Genomic DNA, 8,081 nt, shown 5'->3' on the forward strand with positions numbered 1-8,081 from the left:
GACTCTAGCCGCGTCCGCCCTGCGCGAGCTGCCGGTCCAGCCCTGCCCGGATGAGACCGGCGAAGAGCGGATGGGCGTTGGTCGGGCGGGACTTCAGCTCCGGGTGCGCCTGGGTGGAGACGTAGTACGGGTGCGTCTCCCTGGGCAGCTCCACGAACTCCACGAGCGTGCCGTCCGGGGAGGTGCCGGAGAAGACCAGCCCAGCCTCGGCGAGCTGCCCGCGGTAGGCGTTGTTGACCTCGTAGCGGTGCCGGTGCCGTTCGGTGATCTCGGTGCTGCCGTAGGTCTCGGCGACCACGGAGCCCTCGGTCAGCTTCGCCGCGTAGGAGCCCAGTCGCATGGTGCCGCCCAGGTCGCCGGCGCCGTCGACGATGGCCTCCTGCTCGGCCATGGTGGCGATCACCGGGTAGGCCGTCTGCGGGTCGAACTCGGTGGAGCTCGCTTCGCTCAGGCCCAGCACGTTGCGGGCGTATTCGATCACCATGGTCTGCAGACCCAGGCACAGGCCCAGCGCCGGGATGCCATGCTCCCGGGCATGGCGCAGCGCGCCGATCTTGCCGTCGAGTCCGCGCACGCCGAACCCGCCGGGCACGCAGATCGCGTCCACGCCGTCGAGCGCCTTGGCCGCGCCCTCCTCGGAGGCGCACAGGTCAGAGGCGACCCAGCGGATCTTGGTCTTGGTGCTGTGCGCGAAGCCGCCGGCGCGCAGCGCCTCGGTGACCGAGAGGTAGGCGTCGGGCAGATCGATGTACTTGCCGACCAGCGCGACCTCGACCTCATGGTCGGGGTTGTGCACCACGTTGAGCAGCTTGGACCACTTCGACCAGTCCACGTCCTTGAACTTCAGGTCCAGCGCCTGGACCACGTAGGCGTCCATGGCCTGGCGGTGCAGGATCCGCGGGATGTCGTAGATGCTCGGGGCGTCGGGGCAGTTGATGACCGCGTCCTCGGCCACGTCGCACATCCGTGAGATCTTGCCGCGGATCTCTGCCGGCAGCTCACGGTCGCTGCGCAGCACGATCCCGTCGGGCTGGATGCCGATCGAGCGCAGCGCGGCCACCGAGTGCTGGGTGGGCTTGGTCTTCAGCTCCTGGCTGGGGCCGATGTAGGGCACCAGGGAGACGTGGAGGAAGAAGACGTTCTGCCGGCCGATGTCCTGGCGGACCTGGCGGGCCGCTTCGAGGAAGGGCTGGGACTCGATGTCACCGACGGTGCCGCCGATCTCGGTGATGATCACGTCCGGGGCGTCCTTGCCCTCGGCGGGCAGCCGCATCCGGCGCTTGATCTCGTTGGTGATGTGCGGGATGACCTGCACGGTGTCGCCGAGATAATCGCCGCGGCGTTCCTTCTCGATGACGGTTGAGTAGATCTGACCGGTGGTCACATTGTTGAGCCCGTCGAGGTTCTCATCGAGGAAGCGCTCGTAATGTCCGATGTCCAGATCCGTCTCGGCGCCGTCTTCGGTGACGAAGACCTCGCCGTGCTGGAACGGGTTCATCGTGCCGGGATCCACATTGAGATAGGGATCCAGCTTCTGCATGACCACTGAAAGGCCACGGGCCCGGAGCAGATGCCCCAGGGAGGAGGCGGTCAGACCCTTGCCGAGGGAGGAGACCACACCCCCCGTGACAAAGATCTGTCGACTAGTAGGGAGGCTGTTCTGGTTCCTGGAACTGTTTCTCTGCACCACGGAGTTCGATCCTAACAGTGAACGGGAGGTGGATGTAGTGCCACGGACGTGAGCTACGGCGCAGCCGCGCCGCTGATGAGCTCCCGGGCGTGGGCGCGGGCCGATTCTGAGTCTTCCTGGCCGGCGAGCATCCGGGCGAGTTCGCTGACCCGCTGCTCCTCGTCCAGGGCGGTGACATCGGAGGCGGTGAAGCCCCCGGAGGCTGAATCATCGCGTACCGAGGACTTGAACACCCGGATGTGGTTCTGCGCGTACGCCGCGACCTGGGGCAGGTGGGTGACCACGATGACCTGGCGGTGCTTCGCGAGCATCGCCAGTCGGCGTCCGATCTGCACGGCGGCCTTGCCGCCCACTCCGGCGTCGACCTCGTCGAAGATGAACGTCTCGGTGTCGGAGCCTTCGGCGAGGACCACCTCCAGGGCCAGCATCACTCGGGAGAGCTCACCTCCGGAGGCGCCCTTGCCCAGCGGCAGCGGATCCGCCCCGGGGTGCGGGGCCAGCAGCATCGCCACGGTGTCCGCACCTTCGGGTCCCAGCCCGTCGGTCGCGGTGACCTCCAGGACCATCCGCGCCCGCGGCATGGCCAGGGCGGCCAGCTCCGCACCGACGGCGGCTCCCAGCCGCTCCCCCGCCTCCGCACGACGACGACGCAGCTCCTCGGCCTCAGTCCACAGCCGTGCCTGCAGCTCATCGATCTCGGCGCTGAGCTCCTCGATTCGGTCGGAGTCGGACTGCAGGTTGTGCAGCCGCGCGCGGGCCTCCTGCGCCCAGCCCAGCACCGCATCGATGTCGGGTCCGTAGAGCCTGATCAATCGTTCGAGGTCTGCTCTGCGCTGGTGGACCGCGGCGAGGCGTTCGGGGCCGGATTCATCCAGGTGCGCGGCGTAGATGCCGAGCTCTGACGCAGCGTCGTTGAGCAGGCTGGAGACCGAAGAGATCTGCTCGGCGATCTGGCCCAGCTCCTGGTCCTGGTCCTGCACGGCGGCCAGCGCGGTGGCGGCGGATTCGACCAGGGCCACCGCATGGGGGACGTCGTCCAGCGCCTCGGCGGCGTCGGGGCCGGAGAGTGAGAGCTGGGCGGAGCGGGCGGCGTCGCGCAGCGACTCGACGTTCTCCAGCTTCAGCGATTCGGTCTTGAGCTCGTGGTCCTCTCCGGGCAGCGGCTCCACGGCGTCGATCTGTTCCAGCGCGAGCTGGAGCTGCTCCGCCTCGCGGAGGCGTTCACGCTCGTTGGTGGTGATCTCTTCGAGCTCGGCGACTTTGGCCTGGTAGCCGGTGAACCTCTGCTTGTACTGGGCGAGCTGAGCGGCGAACTCGGCGCCGGCGTAGCGGTCCAGGGCGCGGCGCTGGGCGGTGGCCGAGCGCAGCCGCAGCTGATCGCTCTGCCCGTGCACGGTCACCAGGGAGCTGCCGATCTCGCCGAGCAGCGCGATCGGCACATTGCGTCCGCTCACGCTGGCGCGGCTGCGGCCCTTGGCGCTGAGCGTGCGGCCGAGCAGGATCTCGACCTCGCCGCGCTGTTGCTGCGGGCTCGATGCTTCTGCCGCCTCGAGGGCGCCGCGGTCTCCGGAGGACGGGGGCTCCACCCACGCCGTGTCTGCCGTGTCTGCCGTGTCTGCCGTGTCTGCCGTGTCTTCGGGAGTCTGCAGCCAGGCACCGGCTTCACGGGCCAGTTCCACGCAGCGGTGACCCGCAGGCACGGTGAGGCCTGCGTCGACCACGGCCTGCGGCGCTCCGGAGCGGATCGCGGTGGCTTCGGCGCGGGCGCCCAGCAGCAGTCCCAGCGCGGTGACCACCATGGTCTTGCCCGCGCCGGTCTCACCGGTGACCACGTTGAGTCCGGCATTGAGCGGGAGCTCGGCGTGTTCGATCACGCCGAGGTCGCTGATGGTGACGTAGTCGATCACCGCTGGGTCGCCTCTCCGCGATGGAACGCGTCGGGGGTCTCGACCTGGTTCGCCGGGTCGACCGGTCCGCGCCACCCGGTGGTGGGGAGGTTGAACTTGTCCACCAGTCGTTCGGAGAAAGGAGTCTGGTGCACTCTGGCCAGCAGCACCGGCTCGGCGGAACGGGTGACCTCCACGCGGGAGCCGGGCGGCAGCTCCATGAAGCGGCGCCCGTCGCACCAGAGCACGCCCTGTTCGTCCTCACGCTGCAGAACCTCGACAGCCATGATGGAGTCGGGATCGGCCACCAGCGGCCGGGAGAAGAGCGCATGGGCGGAGATGGGCACCATCACCAGGGCCTGGACCTCGGGCCAGACCACCGGGCCGCCGGCGGAGAAGGCGTATGCGGTCGAACCGGTGGGGGTGGCCATCACGACCCCGTCGCAGCCGAAGGCGGAGACGGGACGGCCGTCGATCTCGATGATCAGGTCGATCATGCGTTCGCGGGACTGTTTCTCGATGCTGGCCTCGTTGAGCGCCCAGCTGCTGCCGACGTGGCGTCCGGCGTGCCAGACCTGGACGTCGAGCGCCATCCGGCGCTCCACGGTGTAGTTCTGGTCCACCACCCATTGCACGGAGGCATCGAGTTCGGTGCGCTCGGATTCGGCGAGGAAGCCCACATGGCCGAGGTTGACGCCCATCAGCGGGAGTCCGGCTCCGCGCACCAGGTCTGCGGCGCGCAGGATGGACCCGTCACCGCCGAGCACCATGCCGACTTCGCAGTCAGTCAGGGGCACCTCGCGTTCGGCCACCGCCAGCGGCAGGCCACGCAGCCGGTCCCCGATGACATGGTTCAAGGAGGCGATGTCCCGCTCCATCATCACGGGGCGCAGCCCCGCGCTGTGCAGCCGTTCAGCGACGGTGACAGCCGCTTCCACGGCGTCGCGCCGACCCGTGTGGGCAAGCAGCAGGATCTCTCTGGTCATGGAGCCTCCTTCAGTCGAACTCGACCGAGCCCAGCCTATCGCTCCTGAGGGTGTCTGCCTCGGCGGAGGCGGGGGTAGCATGTTCGGTGCTGCGCAGGTGGAGGAAGAACTCCACGTTGCCGTCCTGGCCGGGCAGTCCGGAGCGGTGGATCTCGACCAGCTGCAGCCGTTGGGCCTCGGCGGCGGTGAGCACGGCCTCCACGGCCTCGCGGCGCAGCAGCGGGCTGGAGACCACTCCGGTGCGGCCCAGCCTCTCGCGGCCGATCTCGAACTGGGGTTTGACCATGAGCAGCAGATCCGCGTCCTTGCTCGCCTGCCCGGCCAGGGCGGGGAGCACCAGGCGCAGGGAGATGAAGGAGAGGTCGGCGACGATCAGGTCGAAGGGCTCCCCCAGGTCCTGTGGATTCAGGTGGCGCAGGTTCAGGCCCTCGTGGTTCTGCACCCGCGGATCTGCGGCGAGCTGCGGGTGCAGCTGATCATGGCCGACGTCGACCGCCACCACCTGCTGGGCCCCGCGCTCGAGCAGCACCTGGGTGAAGCCGCCGGTGGAGGCTCCGGCGTCGAGGCAGCGGCGGCCCTGCACCTGGATCTGTGGGGAGGCGACCAGCACGCCGTCGAGCTTGTGTGCGGACCGGCTGACCCAGGGATCTTGGTCGCGGACCTCGATGGTCTGATGCCCGGCCACGCTGGTGGCGGCCTTCTGGATGACGGCCCGGTCCACGCTGACCTGTCCCTGGGCGATCAGCTGCCCTGCGCGGGTGCGACTGGGAACCAGGCCGCGGGCGACCATGGCCTTGTCCAGGCGGAGTGACTCGTTCATCGAGCGCCCTCGGCGGTTTCTTTCAGCCGTTGATTCAGGTCCTGGACCAGCGCCTCGGACTCGGCGATCTCGGACTCGAGCTCTTCGATGGTCAGCTCCTGGCCGCGCGGAGAGCTCAGACCCGCGGTACGTTCAGCGCCGGGGATCGGTTCGGGGCTGACGGTCGGTTCGGGGCTGACGGTCGGTTCGGGGCTGACGCTGGCCTCGGACATGGCATGGTGCGGCGGCTGCCCGGTCATGCTCCGACGCGCTCCTGCAGCGCGCGGTGGGTCCCGTCGAAGATCTGTGCGAGGTCCGTCAGGATCCAGTCGGGCCGCATACCGTCCTGTGCCTGCTCGGCCGAGGCGGCGGTGTCGATGCCGGTCAGCACCAGGGCTGTGTCGAACCCGGCCCGGTTGCCGCCGAGCACATCAGTGTCCAGGCGGTCTCCGATCACCAGTGGACGCTGTATCTGGAGCGTGTTCGCGGCCTGGGTGAACATCACCGGTTCTGGTTTTCCGGCGGCGGTCGGGGTCTTCCCGGTGGCACGCCCCACTGCTTCGACGAGGGCGCCGTTGCCCGGGGCGATCCCGCGTTCCCGGGGGATGCTGAGGTCAAGGTTGGTCGCGAACCACTGGGCCCCGTCGTTGACGGCGTAGGCCGCCTCAGCGAGGTCGGCCCAGCACAGTCCCGGGTCGAATCCCTGGATGACAGCGGCGGGCTTCTCGGCGGCAGAGTCGACGACGGTGAAGCCGGCCTCCCCCACCAGGTTCCGCAGGTACTCGCTGCCGGTGACCAGCACCTTCGCCCCGGGCTCGAGCGCCGCTCCCAGCAGGGTGACCCCTGCGGGGGCGGAACCCACGACCTCTTCCGTCAGCGCGGGGATCCCGAGCTCATTGAGGTGGGCGGCGACCTGTTCAGCGGAGCGAGACGCATTGTTGGTGACGTAACCGCGCGGGATGCCCCGGCGGACCAGCTCGTCCACGGCCCGCGCGGCGCCGGGGATCGCCGATGGTCCCGCGTAGAGGACCCCGTCGAGGTCGAAGAGGACCCCGTCGTAGGAGTCGATGAGCCCCAGGCTCATCCACGTCCTCCGCGGCCGCGGTCCTGATCGCGGTCCTGATGGCGTCCCTTGGAGCGGCCGAGCACGTCCTTGACCTTCGGCAGATCAGCGGGTTCGTCGTCGAAGTCGAGGATCTCCGGGTCTTCAAAGGCCCCAGAGCCCAGTGCTCGTTCCGCCGCGAAGGCCTGTTCGCGCCACCGCTGGGCCTCTTCGTCGCGGCCCACGGTCTCGAGTGCCGCGGCGTATGCGGTGAACAGCCGTGGGGAGAAGCTGAAGGCGCGGTTGATGTCCAGCTCCGGAACCTCCAGCGCAGTCACGGCCGAGGCGTGGTCACCGAGGTCGGTGTAGGCCCCGGAGACGACCATCGCCATCTCGGCGCGAACGGGACCGGTGAGCCCAGCGACCTCTTCGGACTGGGAGAGCTCGATGGCCTTCTCAGGCCGGTCGAGTCCACGCTCGCAGTCCGCAAGCACGGGCAGGTGTGTCTGGTCTCCGCTGATTCGGCGGTAGGTGCGCAGTTCGCGCAGCGCTTCAGCGAAGTCTCCCGCGGCATAGGCAGTCAGGCCCACAGCTTCGCGGACGATGCCGAGGCGTCCCCCGCGGCGGGAGGCGGCGAGTGCATGTTGGAAAGCCACTTCAGGGGCGATGTCGACCAGTCGGCCCGCCATCACGAGGTGCTTGGCAACCCAGGGGCGGTTCGTGTCGTCGAGGGTGCGCAGCTGCAGCAGGGCCGCGCGGTCCAGCTCCTTGCCCGTGACATCCTCATCGATCTCAGGAGAACGCGTGCGATCGTCGCTGTTGGACCGGCGGAGGTCGCGCGGATTGCGCGGGGGCCTTGGGCGGTCTCCGTAGGACTCGTCATGCATAGGTTCGTGGTTCTCCTTGGATTACGTGCGCAGGGCCATCCCAGGATACCGCCTTGAGCGGTGAAGGACGCCTGGCAGCTGCTGTGGACGCGAAGCGCAGGTCGAGGACGGTGCGACCACGTATCGGGCCGGCGTAGAAACAAAAAAAGGCCGTGCCGGAGGAATCTCCGGACGGCCATGATGATCCGCAATGAATGCGAAAAGCTGTTGGTAAAAGTGGGCTCAGCTGATGGAAGATATCACTGCTCGCTGCAGCCTTGTTCTTCCGACGCGGACCGTGATTCCTACCCTGGATACAGGTCAAGCCCGGTCCCCCGAAGGGGACCGGGCTTGAACCCTCTCTACCAAATAGTGTCCGGCGGCGACCTACTCTCCCACACACTCCAGTGTGCAGTACCATCGGCGCAGTGGGCCTTAGCTTCCGGGTTCGGGATGGGACCGGGCGTTTCCCCCACGCTATGACCGCCGTAACTCTAGAACAACACCACTTCCCACACCACCACACGCACCAGATCACCAAGACCTGACACCCGCAACAGGGGTACTGAAGATGCTGTAAACCTAAACTCACAACAACACTATTGAACTATACACACCCCCACACCATCACACAGTGATGACGGAAGGGGTGGTCTGACTCTGACCCACATACCCACACGCCTCAAACAAGAGAGACCATGGGTCATGCGGGGTTGTTGGCAGAGAACCGCCTAGTGGACGCGAACACGCAGTGTTCAATTAAAACTTCACCGAGCACACATTGAGTGTGGTGTAAGTGGTCGGCTTATTAG

General features: G+C 67.8%; 7 protein-coding genes and 1 rRNA gene. All 8 read right to left on the reverse strand.

What is annotated here, in order from left to right; translation table 11 throughout:
* Window positions 1–4: 4 nt before the first annotated feature.
* The 8 genes from LTH96_RS07380 to rrf all read right to left on the reverse strand — a co-directional run bounded on the left by LTH96_RS07380 (window position 5) and on the right by rrf (window position 7,760).
* The gene (locus LTH96_RS07380; protein WP_241465115.1) at window positions 5–1,708 is read right to left on the reverse strand and encodes a CTP synthase; all 1,704 of its coding nucleotides are present in this window, start codon (window positions 1,706–1,708) and stop codon (window positions 5–7) included.
* 35 nt (window positions 1,709–1,743) lie between these two features.
* The gene (recN, locus tag LTH96_RS07385) at window positions 1,744–3,597 is read right to left on the reverse strand and encodes a DNA repair protein RecN (protein ID WP_241465059.1); all 1,854 of its coding nucleotides are present in this window, start codon (window positions 3,595–3,597) and stop codon (window positions 1,744–1,746) included.
* Entirely contained in the window at window positions 3,594–4,562 is a 969-nt protein-coding gene (locus LTH96_RS07390) for an NAD kinase (protein WP_241465060.1), read from the reverse strand. The genes recN and LTH96_RS07390 overlap by 4 nt, the downstream gene beginning before the upstream one ends.
* Window positions 4,563–4,572: 10 nt before the next feature.
* Window positions 4,573–5,382: a TlyA family RNA methyltransferase gene (locus tag LTH96_RS07395; protein ID WP_241465061.1), complete on the reverse strand. Its 810-nt coding sequence runs from the start codon at window positions 5,380–5,382 to the stop codon at window positions 4,573–4,575.
* Complete coding sequence (locus LTH96_RS07400) at window positions 5,379–5,621, reverse strand: hypothetical protein (protein WP_241465062.1); 243 nt, start codon at window positions 5,619–5,621, stop codon at window positions 5,379–5,381. The genes LTH96_RS07395 and LTH96_RS07400 overlap by 4 nt, the downstream gene beginning before the upstream one ends.
* The gene (locus tag LTH96_RS07405) at window positions 5,618–6,445 is read right to left on the reverse strand and encodes an HAD-IIA family hydrolase (protein ID WP_241465063.1); all 828 of its coding nucleotides are present in this window, start codon (window positions 6,443–6,445) and stop codon (window positions 5,618–5,620) included. The genes LTH96_RS07400 and LTH96_RS07405 overlap by 4 nt, the downstream gene beginning before the upstream one ends.
* Window positions 6,442–7,290 carry a hypothetical protein gene (locus LTH96_RS07410; protein WP_241465064.1) on the reverse strand — a complete coding sequence of 283 codons (849 nt, stop codon included), beginning with the start codon at window positions 7,288–7,290 and terminating at the stop codon, window positions 6,442–6,444. The genes LTH96_RS07405 and LTH96_RS07410 overlap by 4 nt, the downstream gene beginning before the upstream one ends.
* 353 nt (window positions 7,291–7,643) lie before the next feature.
* Window positions 7,644–7,760: ribosomal RNA gene (rrf, locus tag LTH96_RS07415) — 5S ribosomal RNA — on the reverse strand.
* Between the last annotated feature and the right edge of the window lie 321 nt (window positions 7,761–8,081).

Origin of the sequence: Nesterenkonia sp. LB17, from assembly GCF_022565915.1 — a bacterium.
In the GTDB taxonomy this organism is placed as follows: Bacteria; Actinomycetota; Actinomycetes; order Actinomycetales; family Micrococcaceae; genus Nesterenkonia.

What these genes read in the sequence shown, in the direction of transcription:
- LTH96_RS07405 (WP_241465063.1), bottom strand. Translation starts at nt 6,445, where the DNA reads ATGAGCCTGGGGCTCATCGACTCCTACGACGGGGTCCTCTTCGACCTC.
- LTH96_RS07410 (WP_241465064.1), bottom strand. Translation starts at nt 7,290, where the DNA reads ATGCATGACGAGTCCTACGGAGACCGCCCAAGGCCCCCGCGCAATCCG.
- LTH96_RS07395 (WP_241465061.1), bottom strand. Translation starts at nt 5,382, where the DNA reads ATGAACGAGTCACTCCGCCTGGACAAGGCCATGGTCGCCCGCGGCCTG.
- LTH96_RS07400 (WP_241465062.1), bottom strand. Translation starts at nt 5,621, where the DNA reads ATGACCGGGCAGCCGCCGCACCATGCCATGTCCGAGGCCAGCGTCAGC.
- LTH96_RS07390 (WP_241465060.1), bottom strand. Translation starts at nt 4,562, where the DNA reads ATGACCAGAGAGATCCTGCTGCTTGCCCACACGGGTCGGCGCGACGCC.